The organism is Neisseria subflava, assembly GCF_024205705.1.
Lineage (GTDB): Bacteria > Pseudomonadota > Gammaproteobacteria > Burkholderiales > Neisseriaceae > Neisseria > Neisseria subflava_D.
The window spans coordinates 2,394,968-2,414,295 of the sequence record NZ_CP073115.1; the positions used below are offsets into that span (position 1 = coordinate 2,394,968).

Annotated in this window: 18 protein-coding genes; 11 read left to right on the forward strand and 7 right to left on the reverse strand. The window is 47.0% G+C overall.

Annotated features, from left to right (window positions below; translation table 11 throughout):
* Nucleotides 1-35 precede the first annotated feature (35 nt).
* Nucleotides 36-1,805 (forward strand): gamma-glutamyltransferase, encoded by a 1,770-nt coding sequence (gene ggt / locus KCG54_RS11540; RefSeq protein WP_254324240.1) that lies wholly within the window; start codon nucleotides 36-38, stop codon nucleotides 1,803-1,805.
* Nucleotides 1,806-2,042: 237 nt separating this feature from the next.
* Here the strand turns inward: ggt and lpxC are convergent, their stop codons facing one another.
* Nucleotides 2,043-2,957: a UDP-3-O-acyl-N-acetylglucosamine deacetylase gene (lpxC, locus tag KCG54_RS11545; RefSeq protein ID WP_254324241.1), complete on the reverse strand. Its 915-nt coding sequence runs from the start codon at nucleotides 2,955-2,957 to the stop codon at nucleotides 2,043-2,045.
* 649 nt (nucleotides 2,958-3,606) lie between these two features.
* On the opposite strand from lpxC, the gene gap reads away from it, so the two are divergent.
* Nucleotides 3,607-4,611: a type I glyceraldehyde-3-phosphate dehydrogenase gene (gene gap, locus KCG54_RS11550; RefSeq protein ID WP_003686735.1), complete on the forward strand. Its 1,005-nt coding sequence runs from the start codon at nucleotides 3,607-3,609 to the stop codon at nucleotides 4,609-4,611.
* A 94-nt stretch (nucleotides 4,612-4,705) separates the two neighbouring features.
* Here gap and tsaA read toward each other — a convergent pair whose 3' ends face one another.
* Nucleotides 4,706-5,380, reverse strand: a complete 675-nt coding sequence (gene tsaA / locus KCG54_RS11555) for a tRNA (N6-threonylcarbamoyladenosine(37)-N6)-methyltransferase TrmO (RefSeq protein WP_254324242.1) — start codon at nucleotides 5,378-5,380, stop codon at nucleotides 4,706-4,708.
* Between the two features lie 170 nt (nucleotides 5,381-5,550).
* Between tsaA and KCG54_RS11560 the strand changes: the two genes are divergently transcribed.
* The 5 genes from KCG54_RS11560 to KCG54_RS11580 all read left to right on the forward strand — a co-directional run bounded on the left by KCG54_RS11560 (nucleotide 5,551) and on the right by KCG54_RS11580 (nucleotide 9,749).
* Nucleotides 5,551-6,186: a nicotinamidase gene (locus tag KCG54_RS11560; protein WP_254324243.1), complete on the forward strand. Its 636-nt coding sequence runs from the start codon at nucleotides 5,551-5,553 to the stop codon at nucleotides 6,184-6,186.
* A gap of 46 nt (nucleotides 6,187-6,232) precedes the next feature.
* Nucleotides 6,233-7,201, forward strand: coding sequence for a lipopolysaccharide heptosyltransferase I (gene waaC, locus KCG54_RS11565; RefSeq protein WP_254324244.1), 969 nt, complete (start codon nucleotides 6,233-6,235; stop codon nucleotides 7,199-7,201).
* A gap of 182 nt (nucleotides 7,202-7,383) precedes the next feature.
* Nucleotides 7,384-8,133, forward strand: a complete 750-nt coding sequence (locus KCG54_RS11570; RefSeq protein ID WP_254324245.1) for an electron transfer flavoprotein subunit beta/FixA family protein — start codon at nucleotides 7,384-7,386, stop codon at nucleotides 8,131-8,133.
* A 10-nt stretch (nucleotides 8,134-8,143) separates the two neighbouring features.
* Nucleotides 8,144-9,076, forward strand: a complete 933-nt coding sequence (locus KCG54_RS11575) for an electron transfer flavoprotein subunit alpha/FixB family protein (RefSeq protein WP_254324246.1) — start codon at nucleotides 8,144-8,146, stop codon at nucleotides 9,074-9,076.
* A 61-nt stretch (nucleotides 9,077-9,137) separates the two neighbouring features.
* Nucleotides 9,138-9,749, forward strand: a complete 612-nt coding sequence (locus tag KCG54_RS11580) for an IMPACT family protein (protein ID WP_254324247.1) — start codon at nucleotides 9,138-9,140, stop codon at nucleotides 9,747-9,749.
* Between the two features lie 54 nt (nucleotides 9,750-9,803).
* Here KCG54_RS11580 and KCG54_RS11585 read toward each other — a convergent pair whose 3' ends face one another.
* On the reverse strand, nucleotides 9,804-10,115 hold the full coding sequence (locus tag KCG54_RS11585; RefSeq protein ID WP_254324248.1) for a DUF4298 domain-containing protein: 312 nt from the start codon (nucleotides 10,113-10,115) through the stop codon (nucleotides 9,804-9,806).
* A 140-nt stretch (nucleotides 10,116-10,255) separates the two neighbouring features.
* Between KCG54_RS11585 and purD the strand changes: the two genes are divergently transcribed.
* Both purD and KCG54_RS11595 read left to right on the forward strand, forming a co-directional pair.
* Nucleotides 10,256-11,527 (forward strand): phosphoribosylamine--glycine ligase, encoded by a 1,272-nt coding sequence (gene purD, locus KCG54_RS11590; protein WP_254324249.1) that lies wholly within the window; start codon nucleotides 10,256-10,258, stop codon nucleotides 11,525-11,527.
* 72 nt (nucleotides 11,528-11,599) lie between these two features.
* On the forward strand, nucleotides 11,600-12,169 hold the full coding sequence (locus KCG54_RS11595; protein WP_254325027.1) for an L-threonylcarbamoyladenylate synthase: 570 nt from the start codon (nucleotides 11,600-11,602) through the stop codon (nucleotides 12,167-12,169).
* Nucleotides 12,170-12,553: 384 nt separating this feature from the next.
* On the opposite strand, the gene KCG54_RS11600 is transcribed toward KCG54_RS11595, so the two are convergent.
* Nucleotides 12,554-12,994: a surface-adhesin E family protein gene (locus KCG54_RS11600; RefSeq protein ID WP_254324250.1), complete on the reverse strand. Its 441-nt coding sequence runs from the start codon at nucleotides 12,992-12,994 to the stop codon at nucleotides 12,554-12,556.
* A gap of 210 nt (nucleotides 12,995-13,204) precedes the next feature.
* On the opposite strand from KCG54_RS11600, the gene purB reads away from it, so the two are divergent.
* Nucleotides 13,205-14,575: an adenylosuccinate lyase gene (purB, locus tag KCG54_RS11605; protein WP_063068603.1), complete on the forward strand. Its 1,371-nt coding sequence runs from the start codon at nucleotides 13,205-13,207 to the stop codon at nucleotides 14,573-14,575.
* A gap of 129 nt (nucleotides 14,576-14,704) precedes the next feature.
* Here the strand turns inward: purB and msrAB are convergent, their stop codons facing one another.
* Nucleotides 14,705-16,273 (reverse strand): bifunctional peptide-methionine (S)-S-oxide reductase MsrA/peptide-methionine (R)-S-oxide reductase MsrB, encoded by a 1,569-nt coding sequence (gene msrAB, locus KCG54_RS11610; RefSeq protein WP_254324251.1) that lies wholly within the window; start codon nucleotides 16,271-16,273, stop codon nucleotides 14,705-14,707.
* A gap of 145 nt (nucleotides 16,274-16,418) precedes the next feature.
* On the opposite strand from msrAB, the gene ftsY reads away from it, so the two are divergent.
* Nucleotides 16,419-17,951, forward strand: a complete 1,533-nt coding sequence (gene ftsY, locus KCG54_RS11615) for a signal recognition particle-docking protein FtsY (protein ID WP_254324252.1) — start codon at nucleotides 16,419-16,421, stop codon at nucleotides 17,949-17,951.
* 156 nt (nucleotides 17,952-18,107) lie between these two features.
* On the opposite strand, the gene KCG54_RS11620 is transcribed toward ftsY, so the two are convergent.
* Nucleotides 18,108-19,004: a polyprenyl synthetase family protein gene (locus KCG54_RS11620; RefSeq protein ID WP_254324253.1), complete on the reverse strand. Its 897-nt coding sequence runs from the start codon at nucleotides 19,002-19,004 to the stop codon at nucleotides 18,108-18,110.
* Nucleotides 18,988-19,215 carry an exodeoxyribonuclease VII small subunit gene (locus KCG54_RS11625; RefSeq protein WP_049352491.1) on the reverse strand — a complete coding sequence of 76 codons (228 nt, stop codon included), beginning with the start codon at nucleotides 19,213-19,215 and terminating at the stop codon, nucleotides 18,988-18,990. The genes KCG54_RS11620 and KCG54_RS11625 overlap by 17 nt, the downstream gene beginning before the upstream one ends.
* Nucleotides 19,216-19,328 lie beyond the last annotated feature (113 nt).

Sequence of the window (19,328 nt, forward strand, 5' to 3'; positions counted from 1 at the left end):
AGGCCATCTGAAAATATGTCAATAAGGGTATGCATATGAAGTTTTCCTTTAGTATTAACCTGTTATCTGTTTTAATTTTGGCCGCTTGTGCGCAACAGCCGATTCAAAAGCCTCAAGTTGCCCTGCCCTCCATATCTATGGATAACCATGCGCCGGAGCAAGGGACGGGGCTGACGGAGCAGAAATTAATCCGCGCCAAACATTATATGGCGGCGTCTGCCAATCCGCTGGCAACTGAAGCCGGTTATGAAATTTTGAAGCGCGGCGGCAGTGCGATAGATGCGATGGTTGCCATGCAGACAACTTTGGGACTGGTTGAGCCGCAGTCTTCCGGATTGGGCGGCGGCGCGTTTTTGGTGTATTGGGACAATAAGGCGAAAAAGCTGACAACGTTTGATGCCCGAGAAACGGCGCCGAAAGCGGCAACGCCGGGGCTTTTCTTGGACGAAAACGGCAAACCGATGGGCTTTATGAAAGCTGTGGTCGGCGGCCGTTCGGTCGGTGTGCCGGGGATTCCGAAGCTGCTCGAAGATGTCCACAAGCGTTACGGAAAATTGCCGTGGGCAAGTTTGTTTGAAAAACCGATTACTTTGGCGGAACAGGGTTTTGCTGTTTCTCCGCGTATGGCGAAATCCATCGAACAAAATTTGGAACCCTTGCAACGTTATCCGCAAACTGCTGCCTATTTCTTACCCGACGGCAAACCTTTGGCTGCGGGAACGGTTTTGAAAAATCCTGAATTTGCGCGTTCTGTGCGCCTGTTGGCGGAAAAAGGCAGTGCGCCGTTTTATCAGGGAATGCAGGCGCAGAATATTGTTCGTGCCGTTACCGGTGCTGTGGATAATCCCGGCAAAATCAGCATGGCGGATTTGAAAAACTATCAAGTTATCGAGCGTCAACCGGTTTGTGCACCGTATCGTGAATATGAAGTTTGCGGCATGGGCGCGCCAAGTTCGGGCGCAATCGCTTTGGGGCAGATTTTGGGCGTATTGCAAAATCAGGATATGAAGGCGTTGGGCGCGGAAAATATCCACAGTTGGCGCTGGATAGGCGATGCGTCGCGGATTGCGTTTGCCGACCGTGATTATTATGTCGGCGATCCTGCGTTTGTAAACGTTCCGACCCGTGCCATGATTTCTCAGGCTTATTTGAAACCGCGTGCCGAAGAAATCCGCAAGGCTGACAAGGCATTGGAAACTATTCAGGCAGGCAAGTTTGGCAAAGCATACGCGCAGGGTATGGCGGTCGAGCTGCCGTCCACCAGCCATTTGGTGGTTGTGGATAAAGACGGCAACGTCGTGTCGATGACGACTTCGATTGAAAACGCGTTCGGTTCGGGGCTGATGGCAAACGGCTATCTGCTCAACAACGAATTAACCGATTTTGCCTTCAACCCTGTTGGAGAGGATGGTAAAACGGTGGCAAACAGCGTTGCCGGTGGAAAACGTCCGCGTTCTTCGATGGCGCCGACCATTGTGATGAAAGACGGAAAACCTTATATGGCGGTCGGTTCGCTGGGTGGCAGCCGCATTATCGGTTTCGTTGCTAAAACGTTGGTGGCGCATATCGACTGGGGTATGGACATTCAGACGGCAATTTCACTGCCGAATATGCTCAATCGCGGCAGCCAGTATGAGATTGAGGATAAAACAGCGGCTGCGGATAAAGCGGCTGCGTTGGAAAAATTGGGCTACAAAGTCCAAATCCGCGATTTGAATTCCGGCGTACAAGGCATTGTGATCGGCAAAGACGGTTTGCTCGGCGGCGCCGACCCGCGTCGTGAAGGCAAGGTCATGGGCGATTGATATTGTCGGTTTGACATGCAAAGGCCGTCTGAACAGCTTCGTTTCAGACGGCCTTTTTAGTTTTGGAAAATATATGTATAAGATGTGTATAAGAATAACGTTAAATTTTAATATTTTTATTTTTCAATAAGATAAAAGATATAAATATGTGGATAATTACTTGTGGAAAATAACATAATTTAGGCCGTCTGAAAGGTTCAGATGGCCTTTTCATTGGACTGTTTTATCTATTTTCTATCAGGCTGCCGGCAACTCGTGAAAAGCGCTGGGCAAGTCTTCATCATCGGCAAACTCAACCCATTCGTAAGTGCTTTCATTTGCCAAAACAGCACGCAACAGCGCATTATTGATGGCATGGCCTGATTTGTAACCTTCAAACGCGCCGATAATCGGATGGCCGACAATGTACAAATCGCCAATCGCATCAAGGATTTTGTGGCGGACAAATTCATCGGGATAGCGCAAACCTTCCGGATTCAAAACATCCATATCGTCAATCACGATGGCATTGTTCAAATTGCCGCCCAGTCCGAGATTGTGGGCGCGCATCATTTCCACTTCGTGCATAAAGCCGAAGGTACGGGCGCGGGCAATCTCATCGATATAGGATTTTCCTGCAAAATCAATCTCGAAAGTAGGTGCGCTGCGGTTGAATACGGGATGGTCAAATTCGATGGTTAAAGTAACTTTAAAGCCGTCATAAGGCGTAAAGCGTACCCATTTTCCGGTTTCTTTGATTTCAACGGGTTTGAGGATTTTTAAAAAACGTTTTTGGGCTTTTTGATCCACCACGCCTGCATCTTGTAAAAGGTAAATAAACGGCAGGCTGGAGCCGTCCATAATCGGAATTTCAGGCGCGTTCAATTCAATCAAGGCATTGTCGATGCCATAGGCAGACAGAGCTGACATAATGTGTTCAATCGTGCCGATGCGCACGCCTTTATCGGTAACGATGGTTGAAGAGAGGCGGGTATCGTTGATCAAATAAGGATTCAATTTGATTATTTTACCCATTTCCCCACTTAAATCGGTACGGCGGAACGAAATACCGCTGTTTTCTTCGGCAGGATGCAAAGTCAGAGCGACCCTTTCGCCCGAATGCAGGCCGACGCCGGTAACGCTTACTGATTTGGCTAAAGTCCGTTGCAGCATAATTGCTTCCTTTTAAAAAGTCTGATGGGCAAATGATACGTTAAAAAGGAAAAAACAAGCCATCATTTTTAATAGTATTTGCCAATATGGATGTTTTGCGGGGGTGAAATTCAATATTTAAATTATCCACAATAGTATGTGAAATTGAAATGGATAATTTGGGTTTTATCCACAGATAAATAGAAAAACTAAGATTCTATCCTTTTTTATTCCGGCATTCAGTTGAGGTTGGCCTCAAAGATAAAAAGGAATTATCAAATTGGTTTTAAAGAAAGTTATTCTGTTATCCACAGATGGTTTGGTTCTTCATCAAAATCATCATTTTAAAAATTAAAATATTATGACTTGAAGAAAACATTGGGTTATCAACACAAAAGTGGCAAAATATGAGAAATAGAACTAAGTTCATGATTTCCATAAACTTATGAAAATTTTAAAATTGGAAAATGGTTTTTATGAAATAAAATATTAAAAACCAGGACTAATCCGATTTGTCTGATATTTTCCTACAAACAAGAATTTCATGTTTTCTTTATTTAAATCAAACAACTTAAAAGTAATCATCTGTAATCCTAGAAAGTAATTTTATTTCAGGATACAATGGCCTTACTGAAAAATTTTTCCCATTCCATCTAATAGGAGTAGCAAAATGAGTATTAAAGTAGCGATTAATGGTTTTGGCCGTATCGGTCGTCTGGCATTGCGTCAAATTGAAAAAGCCCAAGGTATCGAAGTCGTTGCTGTTAACGACTTGACTCCTGCCGATATGCTGCTGCACCTCTTTAAATACGACAGTACTCAAGGCCGTTTTGAAGGTTCTGCCGAATTGAAAGATGATGCGATTGTTGTTAACGGCAAAGAAATCAAAGTATTTGCCAATCCTAATCCTGAAGAATTGCCTTGGGGCGAGCTGGGTGTGGATGTTGTCCTCGAATGTACCGGTTTCTTTACCAGTAAAACCAAAGCTGAGGCTCATATCCGTGCCGGTGCGCGTAAAGTTGTGATTTCTGCCCCTGGCGGCAATGATGTGAAAACTGTTGTATACGGCGTAAACCAAGATATTTTGGACGGCAGCGAAACTGTTATTTCAGCCGCTTCTTGTACGACTAACTGTCTGGCCCCTATGGCTGCGGTATTGCAAAAAGAATTCGGTATTGTTGAAGGTCTGATGACCACCATCCACGCTTATACCGGCGACCAAAACACCCTTGACGCGCCACACCGTAAAGGAGACTTCCGCCGCGCCCGTGCCGCTGCCTTGAATATCGTACCGAACAGCACCGGTGCCGCTAAAGCCATCGGCTTGGTTATCCCTGAGTTGAACGGTAAACTTGATGGTTCTGCCCAACGCGTTCCTGTAGCTACCGGCTCTTTGACCGAACTGGTTTCTATTCTCGAACGCCCTGTTACCAAAGAAGAAATCAATGCAGCCATGAAAGCTGCCGCCAACGATGCTTTAGGCTACACTGAAGATCAAATCGTTTCTTCCGACGTTATTGGTATTGAATACGGCTCACTCTTCGATGCGACTCAAACCCGCGTGATGACTGTTGGTGACAAACAATTGGTGAAAACCGTTGCTTGGTACGACAATGAAATGTCTTACACTTGCCAATTGGTTCGTACCTTGGAATTCTTTGCCAGCAAAATCTAAAGGATAACAGGTTGAATCAATCATCTGTGGATAATTAAAAGGCCGTCTGAACATTTCAGACGGCCTTTTGTGTGTAGATAGATTCAATTTGCAATCAGATTGTGGATAGTTTAATTACTGTGGCACATTTGTTTTCTATCCTAAACTGCACTTCATAATCCGCAATATTCATCACATAAATCCGTTCGGGAATATCTTGATAGGCAGGGCGAGGATCTTGGGCGATGCTTTGCTCAATGAGCTGTTTTTCTTCTGTGGATAAATGTTCCGCAAGCGTATTTTCTGCCCAGACTACGCTCAATTCTTCAGGTTTGCCGCTGACAAAACCTGATGATGCGTCAGGTTTGGATTCGACAAACGGGATGTAGGGTTTGATATCCACTACCGGAGTACCGTCCAATAGGTCTGCGCCGCTGCAATAGATGCGGACAGGTTTGCCTGTTTCGATACGTTCGAGTTTCAGCAGGGATAAACCGAGATGATTGGGGCGGTGCGGGCTGCGCGTGGCAAATACGCCCATTTTTTGTTTGCCTCCAAGCCGTGGCGGACGCACCATTTGTGCCCAACCTTCATCCAATACGCCGTGGAAAATAAAACTTATCCACACATAGTCGAAATCTTCCAAGCCCCGAACGCTGTCTGCGGTAAATTCAGGAGCGAGTTCAATGTAAATTTCTGCTGCAGGAACCAAACCGGGTTGGCGGGCAATGCCGAATTTTTGTTTGTAGGGGGAATGAACGGTTGCAATAGGCGTAATCGAATAGGACATAATTTGTGGATAAATATTCTGTGCAAACTGTCATCATATCACAGATGTTTTCCCACATTTTGCGGTAGTAATTTGTTATAATACAAAGCATTTATTCCAAATGTCCGTACATGGGCAATAAATGCCCAATTTGAATAATATAAAATAAAATCAATAGGTTAAATTAATCCATGATTGTTTCTATCGATGTAGATGCACAAAAAACGTTTACGCCTTTGTGCCCGAAAGAATTGCCTGTTGGCGAAGGTCATCTGATTGCGGATGAACTCAATGCCCAAGCTGCATTGGCGGATTTGCGCGTGATGACTAAAGATGCGCATCATGCCGCGGCAAAATGGCTTGTGGATAATCCTGTTGATATGTTGAAACCGACGGGTTTGCCCGATGCAGATTTGACTTGGGTGTCTCATGCGATGGTTGGAACATATGGCTATGAGTTGTTAGATGGTCTGCCTTCAGCCAAAGAATACGATTATTGCGTTTGGAAAGGCGTCGATCCTGAGTTACACCCCTACGGAGCATGTTTTCACGATATTGAAGAAAAGCTCAGTACAGGTTTGATCGAATGGTTGCGCTGTCAAAATGCAGATATGGTCATTGTCGGCGGTTTGGCAACGGATTATTGTGTGAAGACAACAGTTTTACAGTTGCTTAAAGGCGGGGCTTGGAAAGTCATCGTCAATCAGGCGGCTTGCCGCGGCATTGCTCCTGAAACGGTTGAATCAGCATGGCAGGAAATGCATTCTGCCGGGGCTATTATTTTAGAAAACGCCGAAGAAATAAAAAAATACATTAATAATCAGTAAATTATATTTTAAATTCTGTTGTTTCACGTGAAACATTTTCCAAAATATGAAGATTTTACTTGTCCGCTTGTCCAGTATGGGCGATTTAATTCATACGTTGCCCGCAGTTGAAGATTTAGCGCGACAATGTCCTGAGGTAGAGCTCCATTGGCTGTGTGAGGCAGGGTTTGCAGATATTGCCCGTTTGCATCCTTTTGTCAAAAAGGTTCATGTAATGAAATGGCGGCAATGGCGCAAACACCTTTTTCAGGCTGAAACATGGCGTGAAATAGGCCGTCTGAAAACGGATTTACAGGCTGAATCTTTTGATTTTGTTTTAGATAGCCAAGGACTGATTAAAAGCGCATGCTTTGCCAAAATGGCGAAATCCCCTATTTACGGTTTGGATAAACACAGCGCGCGTGAAAGTTTGGCTGCCCTTGCATACGGTAAAACATTTGCCGTGCCGAAAGGTAAAAATGCGGTTTGGCGAAACCGTGAATTATTTGCCCAAGTATTTGGTTATACAATGCCTGAGACGCAGGTATTTGGTTTGTCGGTTCCTGAATCAGGCCGTCTGAAAAATTTGCAATCCCCTTATTACGTTGCTTTGCATGCAACCAGTCGCGACAGTAAATTATGGCCGGTAGAACACTGGTGTGTATTATTGAAAAAGTTGAATGAAGAACAACAATGCAATATATATCTACCGTGGGGAAATGAAACCGAAAAAATGCGTGCCGAACAGATTGCAAGCGATTTACCGTTTGCTTCAGTTTGCGATAAAATGAATTTATTACAGGCTGCATTTTTATTGAAAAACGCAGAGGGTATTATTGGCGTAGATACCGGGTTGCTGCATCTTGCCAATGCACTGGAAAAGCCTGTCGTAGGAATTTATACAGATACAGATCCGGCCAAGACCGGCGTTCAAGTTTCGGCTTATGCAAAAAATTTAGGCGGTATTGCTCAAATTCCCAATATTGACGAGGTTTATCAAACCTTGATGGATTGTGTTGCAGCATACGGTAAATAATTGCTGGGGGTGGATTTATTTTCTGAGTAAATGCTTTAGAAATGATATAATTCCGCTCTATTTACCAAGATTTATACAAATTTGGTTTTATCATGTTGGTGAAAACCGAATTGGATTTTATATAAAGAATGTATCAAAAGCAGTATGCTAGATTTGATGGACATTCTTTTTAGGAGAATTGAATGAAAGCACTGGTCGCAGTAAAGCGCGTAGTGGACTATAACGTCAAAGTTCGTGTGAAAGCCGATGGTTCCGATGTGGATATCGGTAATGTCAAAATGTCGATGAACCCGTTTGATGAAATCGCGGTAGAAGAAGCTGTCCGTTTGAAAGAAGCCGGAAAAGTAAGCGAGATTGTTGCTGTTTCTCTTGGCGAGAAAAAATGCGAAGAGACGTTGCGTACTGCTTTGGCGATGGGTGCCGACCGTGCGGTTCATGTTGAGACTGATGCAAAGTTGGAGCCTTTGGCTGTTGCGAAATTGCTGAAAGCTGTTGCGGATAAAGAAAATCCGCAAATTTTATTGCTGGGTAAACAGGCAATTGACGATGACGCCAACCAAGTTGCCCAAATGCTGGCTGCGTTGTTGAATGCGGCTCAAGGTACTTTTGCATCAAAAGTGCAAATTGAAGGCGAAGAAGCATTGGTAACCCGTGAAATTGACGGCGGCGAAGAGACTGTTGCATTGAAGCTGCCTGCGGTCATCAGTACAGATTTGCGTTTGAACGAACCACGTTTTGTCAAACTTCCTAATATCATGGCGGCAAAGAAAAAGCCTTTGGAAAAATTAAGTCCTGCCGATTTGGCTGTGGATATTTCTCCGCGTTTGAATACCGTGAAATTTGCCGAACCTAAAGCACGTCAAGCCGGTGTGAAAGTGGCTGATGTTGCCGAGTTGGTTGAAAAGCTGAAAAACGAAGCCAAAGTGATCTAAGGAGTATGAAATGAGCGTATTGATTATTGCGGAACATAATAACCAACATTTGAATCCTGCCACTTTGCATGCGGTAACGGCTGCCGCCAAATTGGGTAATGTAGATTTATTGGTTGCAGGCAGTAATGCTGCTGCGGTGGTTGAAGAGGCGAAACAGGTTGCAGGCGTAGCGAAAGTTTTAGTAGCCGATGCGCCCTATTACGCTGAAGGTTTGGCAGAAGAATTAGCGCCTTTGGTTGTTAAACTGGCTGCGGATTACCGCTATGTGGCTGCGACTGCAACTGCGTTTGGTAAAAATCTGTTGCCCCGGGTTGCTGCCCTATTGGATGTGCCACAAGTTTCAGATTTAACCGAAGTTGTGGATAACTCGACATTTGTCCGTCCGATTTATGCCGGTAATGCATTTGAAACCGTTCAATCCAATTCTGAAAAATTGGTGCTGACTTTCCGTGCAACAGCATTTGATGCTGCAGGACAAGGCGGTAATGCAGAAGTAGTTAATGTTGAGGTAACGCCTGCTCAAAACCTGAGCCGTTTCGTAAACCGTCAACTTTCTCAGTCTGACCGCCCTGAATTGACTCAGGCAAAAGTGATTGTTTCCGGTGGCCGTGCATTGGGCAGCGCTGAAAAATTTAATGAAGTATTGACTCCTTTGGCGGATGCTTTGGGTGCGGCGATTGGAGCTTCCCGTGCGGCAGTGGATGCCGAGTATGCGCCAAACGATGCTCAAGTCGGTCAAACCGGTAAAGTGGTTGCGCCGCAACTGTACTTTGCTATCGGTATTTCCGGTGCTATCCAACACGTTGCCGGTATGCAAGACAGTAAAGTAATTGTTGCCATCAACAAAGATGCTGACGCGCCTATTTTCAATGTAGCAGATTATGGCTTGGTTGGTGATTTGTTTGAAGTTGTGCCTCAACTGACTGAAGCACTGAAAAACTGATGTTTCACGTGAAACGTTCAGACGGCCTTTTACAACAAAGGCCGTCTGAAAATATTTTGGCATGATTACGACCTATAAAACCATTACCACACCGACACAGGCTGAATTTAAAGATAAAGGCAGCCGCTTCATCGCATACGCCTATCCGATCCGCACTTTGGCCGATGTGAAGAAATATCTCGACCCATTAAAGGAAGAGCATCACAAGGCACGACATTGGTGTTACGCCTATCGATTGGGTGTGGATGGAATGCAGTTTCGCGCAAACGATGATGGAGAACCGTCCGGAAGCGCAGGCCGCCCTATTCTGGGGCAGATTGATTCTGTCGGCGTAACGGATGTGTTGGTTGTGGTTGTGCGTTATTTTGGCGGTACGCTATTGGGTGTTCCTGGTCTGATTCATGCTTATAAGGAATCAACGGCTCAGGCGTTGGCGATAGCTGAAGTTGTTGAAAAGAATGTCGAAAAGACAGTTTGGTTGAAATGTGAATATCCAGTTTTGAATGAGGCGATACGGATTGCCAAGCAATATCAGGCCGATATTGTGGAACAGAATTTGCAGCTGGATTGTAAGTTGACAGTGAAAATAGCGTTGGTCGATTATGAAGCTTGTATTGCTGCTTGGAAAAATACGCGTCAAATTGAAGTAGATATTGAGAAGCCGTTTGAATAAAAGGTCGTCTGAACATATTTGAGAAATCAAAAGTTTCAGACGGCCTTTGATGTTTTAGCCTTGGTATCTGTCTAAAGCATTTACGCTTGAGCGCAGGTATTCCCAAGCCAGTTGATGAAATTCTCCCAGTGCGTTCCATAGGGCATCTTCGCTCATAATGCTGTATTCGCCCTGTGTACGCAAATCAACATCTGTACCTTCTTCAATGGCTTGATAGCATGCTTGGTATTCGTTGGTATAGAAGTCATCCATATCTTGCATTAGGCTTGCAGCATGTTTCCAGCGGGCGATATCTGCTTCCAGTTGCGGCAGTAATTCGCACCATTCGCGATATTTGCTTTGAATTTCGTCAATACGTTTTTGCATGATTTGTCCTTTCGTTGTTTGAAATTAGAGTATGGTTGTCTTGGTGCGATATTATTCTTAATTTGAAACAGCTATGCAAGATGGAACAATATTCCATCAATTGAATTTTATTTACAACATCTATTCTTCAAGGAGATGGTATGAAATTGCTCGTTATTGGTAATGGTGGACGTGAACACGCACTGGCTTGGAAATTGGCGCAGTCGTCTAAAGTAGAAACTGTCTTTGTTGCACCTGGTAATGCCGGAACGGCAATTGAGCCTAAACTGCAGAATATCGCATTAACGGCGCATCAAGATTTGATTGATTTTTGCCGTAATGAAAATATTGCCTTTACCGTAGTCGGCCCTGAAGCGCCTTTGGCTGCAGGTGTGGTCAATGACTTCCGTGCTGCCGGATTGAAGATTTTTGGCCCGACTCAATACGCGGCCCAGCTGGAGAGCTCAAAGGATTTTGCTAAAGCATTTATGGCAAAATATAAGATTCCAACCGCGCAATACCAAACTTTTGAAAATGCCGATGCGGCACATGATTACGTCAACCAAAAAGGTGCGCCAATTGTTATTAAGGCGGATGGTTTGGCTGCCGGTAAAGGCGTGATTGTCGCCATGACTTTGGATGAAGCCCATGCCGCTATTGACGATATGTTGTTGGGCAATAAAATGGGCAATGCAGGCGCACGTGTCGTGATTGAAGATTTCCTGCAAGGCGAGGAAGCAAGCTTTATCGTTATGGTGGACGGCAATCATGTTTTGCCGATGGCAACCAGTCAAGACCATAAACGTCTGCTGGATGACGACAAAGGCCCTAATACCGGCGGTATGGGCGCATACAGCCCTGCTCCGGTGGTGACGCCTGATGTGTATGAGCGCGCGATGAATGAAATTATTTTGCCGACCGTGGCCAGTATGAAAGCAGAAGGTCATGAGTTTACCGGCTTTTTATACGCGGGCTTGATGATTGATAAAACCGGTGCGCCTTATACTATCGAATTCAACTGCCGTTTCGGCGACCCTGAAACCCAGCCGATTATGAGCCGTTTGGATAGCGATTTGGTGGATTTGGTTGAAGCGGCAATCGATGGCAAACTGGATAGTGTTACTGCCGAATGGAATCCGCAGACTGCAGTAGGCGTGGTGTTGGCTGCACAAAACTATCCTGACTCTCCGAAAAAAGGCGATGTGATCTTCGGCTTGGATAAAGCCAATCAAATCGGTAAAGTTTTCCATGCCGGTACTGCAACGAATGAAAAAGGCGAAGTGGTAACCAACGGCGGCCGTGTGTTGTGTGTAGTCGGTTTGGGCGATGATGTTGCACAAGCTAAAAGCAAGGCTTATGAGGCATTGGAAACCATCCGTTTTGACGGTATGCAATACCGTAAAGACATTGCCGATAAAGCCATCAACCGTTAATAATGAATAAAAATAGGCCGTCTGAACACAGATTGTCCGACAATCGCAGTTTCAGACGGCCTTGGTATTATGATGATGTTCTCCAGAATTTTATCGGCTGCAGCCCAACGCAAGCTGCAGGCGCATCTTAAAAAAGGCGGTTTGGTCGCCTATCCTACCGAGTCTTGCTATGGCTTGGGCTGTGTCCCTACTTTGCCAAAAGCACTCAACCAATTGATTCATCTGAAAAAACGACCGCAACACAAAGGCATGATTGTCATTGGCCATAGCTTGGAACAGTTGCAACCTTTGTTGCAAAGGCCGTCTGAAAATATCCAAACCATGCTGCATGAAGCATGGCCTGCTCCGAAAACTTTTTTATTGCCGGCCGGCAAAAAAGTATTGCCCTCATTGCGGGGAAAAAGACGCAGTAAATTGGCTGTCAGGGTTCCTGCGCACGCAGGTGCAAGGCGTTTGTGTCAGGTTTTGGAAATACCTTTAGTCTCTACTTCATGCAATCGTGCAGGAAAACGGGCATGCAAAACGGAAAGGGAAGTTAGAAGACAGTTTGGCAGGAAAGTTTGGGTTGTAGGCGGATTGATAGGTAAGCAGAAAACGCCTAGCCAGATTATTGACGGAGAAACAGGGGCAAGGCTGCGTTAAAGAAGGGTTGTATCATCAAAGGAAAGGTATTTATTTGGAGAAGCAAATTTTTTCCAAAAGATTGGAATACCTGTGTGAAAAGCATTTAGTGCAGATCCAGTTTGATACATAGCAGTCTGTAAATATAGATCGATTAAGCAGATAGTAAGTCAGTAAATAGAGTAGAAAGCAGTATTTTGTGAAATGCTCTTGCAAAGAATGAAGCAAATTTTGAGCGTAAATGAATCACTGTAATAAATTATTTTTGAATAAACAAATTTTGTGGATAAATTTGATGATAAATTTCCATCAAAACATAAAAGGCCGTCTGAAACTTGATATTCAAAGCATTCAGACGGCCTTTTAAATATTTAAACTGTGGATAACTTTGTGAATAAGTGTGGATTAAAGCTTATGTCCGCACACAGTTTCGTATTGTTTTTCAGTAATCGTGCCGCTCATGACGCTCATTGGGCGGATGCTGGTCGGCGTATAGCTTTGGTTGGAAATTACCCGGCCGTGTTCGTCCATCAGTTGCAGCGCTGCCAGACGATAGGTTTTGTTTGAGCAATGAATTTCCCAGCTGCCGATGGCTGTTTTATAGGCCGGCGTATTGACGAAACGTTCCTCTTTCAGTTTGGAAACGGTTTTTTTATCGCGGAAAGTAACCAGTGCACCATTTCTTTTAATGCTGCTTTTATCAATGGCTACTTTGATATTGCCTTCAGAGATGGTGCCGATGTTGGTCCAGTTGCCGCCGCCGCTTGAAGTGGTGGTTGTTTCACAGGCACTCAACATCAAAGCCGCAAATACGGTTGCAGCCAGGGAAAAACGTTTGATATTCATAAAACCTCATTATTTACAAAAAGTCAGTCGATATTATCCGTGAAGATGGCATATATCGTAAATCGATTTTGCAAAGTTGAACCTCTGAAAAGAATTTTATGAAAAATAAGCTGAAAAGGCCGTCTGAAACCTGTCTTTCAGACGGCCTTGGAGTGTAAAATCATGTATAATTGCAAACAATTTGGTTTTCATCCCATAGGAAGATCCGACATGATTAACCCTATCGCTGCACTTTCCCCATTAGATGGCCGCTACGCCAAATCCGTTGAAGCATTGCGTCCGATTTTCTCCGAATACGGCCTGATGCGTGCGCGTGTCAAAGTTGAATTAAACTGGCTCAAAGCCCTTGCCGCCGAGCCTAAGATTGTAGAAGTTCCTGCTTTCAGCGATTTTACGCTTGCCGAAATCGACAAAGTGATCGAAACCTTCTCACTTGAAGATGCCGCCGCCGTCAAAGCCATTGAGGCGACCACCAATCACGACGTCAAAGCCATCGAATATTGGCTTAAAGAACGCTTCTCCGGCGTGCCTGAAGTGGCTGCCGCCAGCGAGTTCATCCACTTTGCCTGCACCAGCGAAGACATCAACAACCTGTCCCACGCTTTAATGCTGCAAGAAGCACGTGAGGCTGTTTTGCTGCCGAAACTGGCCGAAATCATCGAGAAGTTGACCGGCATGGCGCATGAGTTGGCTGCCGTCCCTATGATGAGCCGCACGCATGGCCAGCCTGCTACACCAAGCACACTGGGTAAAGAAATCGCCAATGTCGTGTACCGCCTGCAACGTCAGTTTAAAAACCTGCAAGCGCAAGAGTTCCTCGGCAAAATCAATGGTGCAGTCGGCAACTACAATGCCCATATGGTCGCTTATCCCGATGTGGATTGGGAAACCCATTGCCGCAACTTCGTTGAAATCAGCCTCGGCCTGACCTTCAACCCCTACACCATTCAAATCGAGCCGCACGACTATATGGCGGAATTCTTCCAAGCCATCAGCCGTGTCAACACGATTCTGATCGACTTCAACCGCGATGTTTGGGGCTACATTTCTTTGGGTTACTTCAAACAAAAAGTCAAAGCAGGCGAAGTCGGTTCTTCCACCATGCCGCACAAAGTCAATCCGATTGACTTTGAAAACTCCGAAGGCAACCTCGGTATGGCCAATGCCGTATTGGGCTTTTTGTCCGAAAAACTGCCGATTTCCCGTTGGCAGCGCGACCTGACCGACAGCACCGTATTGCGCAATATGGGCGTAGGCGTGGGCTATACCGTATTGGGCTTTGCCGCCCATCTGCGCGGTCTGAACAAGCTTGAGCCGAATCCTGCCGCCCTTGCTGCCGATTTGGACGCTACTTGGGAGCTGTTGGCCGAGCCGATTCAAACCGTAATGCGTCGTTACGGCGTAGCCAATCCTTACGAGAAGCTGAAAGACCTGACACGCGGTAAAGACGGCATTACGCCTGAAGTGTTGAAACTCTTTATCGAGTCGTTGGAAATTCCGGCAGAAGCCAAAGCCAAATTGCTTGAGTTGACCCCTGCGTTGTATGTGGGTAAAGCCGAAGAGTTGGCAAAACGAATTTAAAAGGATTTTGTAGGGCGCACCTTCTTAGTTATCGAGATTTTTTGATAGATAAGAAACCACCCTCTACATCCGACAAATTAAAAAGGCCGTCTGAAATCTTTTTCAGACGGCCTTTTTCGATTCAAACCGTTATTTCACTTTGTCTTTCAATGCACCGTAGCCGGCTGCGTCCATTTCTTCCAAAGGAATGAATTTCAAACTTGCGCCATTGATGCAATAGCGCAGGCCGCCTTTGTCTTTCGGGCCGTCGGGGAAAACGTGTCCTAAGTGTGAGTCGGCGGCGTGGCTGCGCACTTCGGTGCGGCGCATGTTATAGCTGAAATCGTCGTGTTCGGTAACGGCGGAGGCATTAATTGGATGGGTAAAGCTCGGCCAGCCGCAGCCGGAATCAAATTTGTCGGCGGAACTGAACAGGGGTTCGCCGCTGACGACGTCCACATAAATGCCGGGTTTGAACAGATGGTCGTATTCGTGGCTGAAGGCGTATTCGGTCGCGCTTTTTTGGGTAACTTGGTATTGCTCTTCGGTCAGGAGGCGTTTGAGTTCGGCAGCGCTGGGTTTTTTATACGTTGCCGCGTCGAAGCCTTTGCCTTGCGGAGCGGCTTTGGTTTTGCCCGGCAGCGGTTCGTCGGCTTTGCGGATATCGATGTGGCAGTAGCCGTTGGGGTTTTTAATCAGATAGTCCTGATGGTATTCCTCGGCGTCGTAGAAGTTTTTCAGCGGCTCGTTTTCGACGACGAGGGGAAGTTTGTATTTTTGCTGCTCGCGTTTGAGTGCGGCGGCGATGACGGCTTTTTCGGCGGGGTCGGTGTAGTACACGCCACTGCGGTATTGCGTGCCGGTGTCGTTGCCTTGTTTGTTGAGGCTGGTCGGGTCAACGACGCGGAAATAGTATTGCAGGATGTCGTCTAGGCTGAGTTTGTCGGCATCGTAGGTGACTTTGACGGTCTCGGCATGGCCCGTATCGCGGTAGGACACGTCTTCGTAGCTTGGGTTTTCCGTTTTGCCGTTGGCGTAGCCGGATACGGCGTCAATCACGCCGTCTATGCGTTGGAAATAGGCTTCCAAGCCCCAAAAGCAGCCACCGGCGAGGTAGATGGTGCGCGTATTCATGATTGCTGAATCCTTTTTCTGTGTGTCGGGTTTGTAAAATGTGTTTTTCAGACGGCCTAAATCGGCATCGGGATCGCGGATTAACGCCAATGCCTGCGCTTCGTTGATGCTGCCTTTGACGATGCGCTGTATGTCGCCGTCTTTACCGATTAACGCCCAAGAAGGGTAAACACTGATATTCAGGCTTTGGGCGATGGTGCCGCCGTTGTCGGTAACGACGGGCAGCTTAGGATAGTTCAAACCGGCATACCATTTTTGAAAATCGCCGTCTTTTTTCTCGTGTAGAAAACCGGGCGAGGCAACGGTAATCAGGTTGGCAGAACCGAATTTTGCATCTTGCGCCCATTTTTCGGTTTGTCCCAATTCGGACAAACACAAAGGACACCAACTTGCCCAAAATTTAATCAGGGTGGGTTTGTCTTTTTTCAGAAAAACACTGGCAGGGCGGTTGTCAGGGGTTTTTAACGAGGATAATGCCTGCGGTACGGTTGCGGCTTCGGTATCCATCATTTTGGATGAACAGGCGCTAAGCGCAAGCAGGCAGCCGAACTTGGCGCAAAGGGAAAATAATGTGCGGGGATTCATCTCTATGTTTCCTGTATGGATGGTTTGTCTCGTTAGACGTTGGAAATGCCAAAACCTTACAACCTTGATTTTCAGACGACCTTGCCACGTAAAATACGCTACAATACTCCCTATTTCAAGTTTCTAAAATTAAAAGGAAAATTTAATGTTCAGCTTCTTCCGTCGCAAGAAAAAACAGGAAACTCCGGCTCCTGAGGAGGCTCAAGTTCAGGAAACCGCAGCAAAAGTAGAATCTGAAGTTGCTCAAGTAGTTGAAAATATTAAAGAAGATGCCGAATCTTTAGCAGAAAGCGTCAAAGGACATGTTGAATCAGTTGTCGAGTCGGCTGTAGAAACTGTCAGTGAAACCGTCGAGCAGGTTCGAGAAGCTTTGACCGAAACGCCGTCTGAAACAGTCGAAAAAGTAGAAGAACACGTTGAAGCGGCAAAAGAAGCGGCCGTTGAAACCGTCAGCGAGGCTGTTGAACAGGTTCGAGAAAGCGTTGCCGAGATGCCGTCTGAAGCGGCTGAGGCTGCTGAAGAAGTTGCGGAACAGGCTGAAGCGGCAAAAGAATCGGCCGTTGAAACCGTCAGTGAGGCTGTTGAGCAGGTAAAGGAAACTGTTGCCGAAATGCCGTCTGAAGTGGCCGAGGCTGCTGAGGAGGCAGCAGAACAAGCCGAAGCAGTCAAAGAAGAAGCTGTTGAGGCAGTTAGCGAAGCTGTCGAGCAAGTTCAAGAAGCCGTTGCGGAAACACCGGCTGAAGCCCCTGCTCCGGTAGAAGAACACAAGCTCAGTTGGGCCGCGCGTTTGAAACAAGGCTTGACCAAATCACGCGACAAAATGGCAAAATCGTTGGCCGGCGTGTTCGGTGGCGGACAAATCGACGAGGATTTGTACGAAGAGCTGGAAACCGTGCTGATTACCAGCGATATGGGCATGGAAGCTACCGAATACTTGATGAAAGACGTGCGCGACCGTGTCAGCCTTAAAGGCCTCAAAGACGGCAACGAATTGCGCGGTGCGCTGAAAGATGCGCTGTACGATTTGATTAAGCCTCTGGAGAAGCCTTTGGTCTTACCGGAAACCAAGGAGCCTTTCGTGATTATGCTTGCCGGTATCAACGGCGCAGGCAAAACCACATCTATCGGCAAATTGGCCAAATACTTCCAAGCGCAGGGCAAATCTGTGCTGCTGGCGGCAGGCGATACTTTCCGTGCCGCCGCGCGTGAGCAGCTTCAAGCTTGGGGCGAGCGCAACAATGTAACCGTGATTTCGCAAACTACGGGTGATTCCGCTGCCGTTTGCTTCGATGCCGTCCAAGCTGCGAAGGCGCGCGGGATCGACATCGTGCTGGCCGATACTGCCGGCCGCCTGCCGACGCAGCTTCATTTGATGGAAGAAATCAAAAAAGTGAAACGCGTGCTGCAAAAAGCCATGCCTGATGCGCCACATGAAATCATCGTCGTGCTTGATGCCAACATCGGTCAAAACGCCGTCAACCAAGTGAAAGCCTTTGACGAAGCGCTGGGTCTGACCGGCCTTATCGTGACCAAGCTAGACGGTACGGCCAAAGGTGGTATCCTTGCCGCCCTTGCCTCCGACCGCCCTGTTCCTGTCCGCTACATCGGCGTAGGTGAAGGTATCGACGATTTGCGTCCGTTTAATGCCAAAGCGTTTGTAGATGCCCTATTGGATTAAACAGACAGGTTGAGGTTTGTCAACGCAATTTGCGGGGGATTTTTGAGTTGTATTTTGAATGACTCTGCATTCGGTTGATACCAGCCAAACAAGCTGTTAAAAAGGCCGTCTGAAACCCAAAATCAGGTTTCAGATGGCCTTTATTGATTTGCAGGTTTAGTTTTTCCGTGCGGTAACAAACTCAGCCAGTTGGCGCAGGCGCAGGGCTTTGTCGCCGAATGGCTCGATCAGGGCAACGGCTTCTGCAATCAGCGTTTCTGCGTAAGTGCGCGCGGCGTGTAGGCCCATCAGTTTGACGTAGGTCGGTTTGTCGTTGTCCGAGTCTTTGCCGGCGGTTTTGCCCAAGGTAGCGGTATCGGCTTCGCAGTCCAATACATCGTCGATCACTTGGAAAGCCAAGCCTAATTTGGCGGCGTAGTGATCTAAGGTTTGGATTTGCGCCGGTGTTAAGTCTGGGCAGGAAAGTGCGCCTAAGGCCACGGCCGCGCGGATGAGTGCGCCGGTTTTGAGGCTGTGCATCTGTTCCAATTCGGCCTGATTCATGGCTTTGCCGACATTGGCAAGGTCGATGGCTTGTCCGCCCGCCATGCCGAGGCTGCCGGATGCCTGGGCCAGCGTGGACAACATGGCAAGCTGGCGTTCGGCAGGCAGGCCTGTCGGACGGCTCAGTACATCAAAGGCTTGGGTTTGCAGCGCATCGCCGACCAAAAGGGCGGTTGCTTCATCGTATTGCACATGGCAGGTCGGTTTGCCGCGGCGCAGGCTGTCGTTGTCCATCGCCGGCATATCGTCGTGAACCAGCGAATAGACGTGTACCATTTCGATGGCCGCCATCGCCTGCTCGACAGCATTTTGGTTTGCTTCGCCCAATTCGGATGCGGCAAGCACCAAGAGCGGGCGCAGCCGTTTGCCGCCGCCGAGGGTAACGTAACGCATGGCTTCGTGCAGCGTGTGCGGCACTTGGCTTTCAGACGGCAAGAAATTCGCCAGCAGCAATTCGGTTTGCGCTTGGGCTTTTTGCTGCCATGTTTTGAGTTCATTCGCCGGGTTCAAGGTTCAACTCCTTCAGTTCGCCGGCATCTAAGACTTGCAGTTTCTGCTCGACTTCCGCCAATTTGGTTTGGCAGTATCTGACCAATTCGTTGCCTTCCTGATAGGCGGCCAAAGCGTCTTCCAGCGGCATTTCGCTGCTTTGCATGGCCTGGGTCAGGGTTTCGAGGCGGGATAAGGCTTCTTCAAAGGATTTTGGGGCGTTTTTTTTCATGGTTTGAAATGATGGGCAGAAAAGGGGAATTGTAGCATTTTTAGATGATGAAGGCCGTCTGAACAGGGATGAAAACGAAATCAAAGATTTCTGTTTCTTCGTTCAGACGGCCT

Coding starts and splice junctions, on each gene's coding strand:
- ggt (WP_254324240.1), top strand. CDS start 36: ATGAAGTTTTCCTTTAGTATTAACCTGTTATCTGTTTTAATTTTGGCC.
- lpxC (WP_254324241.1), bottom strand. CDS start 2,957: ATGCTGCAACGGACTTTAGCCAAATCAGTAAGCGTTACCGGCGTCGGC.
- gap (WP_003686735.1), top strand. CDS start 3,607: ATGAGTATTAAAGTAGCGATTAATGGTTTTGGCCGTATCGGTCGTCTG.
- tsaA (WP_254324242.1), bottom strand. CDS start 5,380: ATGTCCTATTCGATTACGCCTATTGCAACCGTTCATTCCCCCTACAAA.
- KCG54_RS11560 (WP_254324243.1), top strand. CDS start 5,551: ATGATTGTTTCTATCGATGTAGATGCACAAAAAACGTTTACGCCTTTG.
- waaC (WP_254324244.1), top strand. CDS start 6,233: ATGAAGATTTTACTTGTCCGCTTGTCCAGTATGGGCGATTTAATTCAT.
- KCG54_RS11570 (WP_254324245.1), top strand. CDS start 7,384: ATGAAAGCACTGGTCGCAGTAAAGCGCGTAGTGGACTATAACGTCAAA.
- KCG54_RS11575 (WP_254324246.1), top strand. CDS start 8,144: ATGAGCGTATTGATTATTGCGGAACATAATAACCAACATTTGAATCCT.
- KCG54_RS11580 (WP_254324247.1), top strand. CDS start 9,138: ATGATTACGACCTATAAAACCATTACCACACCGACACAGGCTGAATTT.
- KCG54_RS11585 (WP_254324248.1), bottom strand. CDS start 10,115: ATGCAAAAACGTATTGACGAAATTCAAAGCAAATATCGCGAATGGTGC.
- purD (WP_254324249.1), top strand. CDS start 10,256: ATGAAATTGCTCGTTATTGGTAATGGTGGACGTGAACACGCACTGGCT.
- KCG54_RS11595 (WP_254325027.1), top strand. CDS start 11,600: ATGATGTTCTCCAGAATTTTATCGGCTGCAGCCCAACGCAAGCTGCAG.
- KCG54_RS11600 (WP_254324250.1), bottom strand. CDS start 12,994: ATGAATATCAAACGTTTTTCCCTGGCTGCAACCGTATTTGCGGCTTTG.
- purB (WP_063068603.1), top strand. CDS start 13,205: ATGATTAACCCTATCGCTGCACTTTCCCCATTAGATGGCCGCTACGCC.
- msrAB (WP_254324251.1), bottom strand. CDS start 16,273: ATGAATCCCCGCACATTATTTTCCCTTTGCGCCAAGTTCGGCTGCCTG.
- ftsY (WP_254324252.1), top strand. CDS start 16,419: ATGTTCAGCTTCTTCCGTCGCAAGAAAAAACAGGAAACTCCGGCTCCT.
- KCG54_RS11625 (WP_049352491.1), bottom strand. CDS start 19,215: ATGAAAAAAAACGCCCCAAAATCCTTTGAAGAAGCCTTATCCCGCCTC.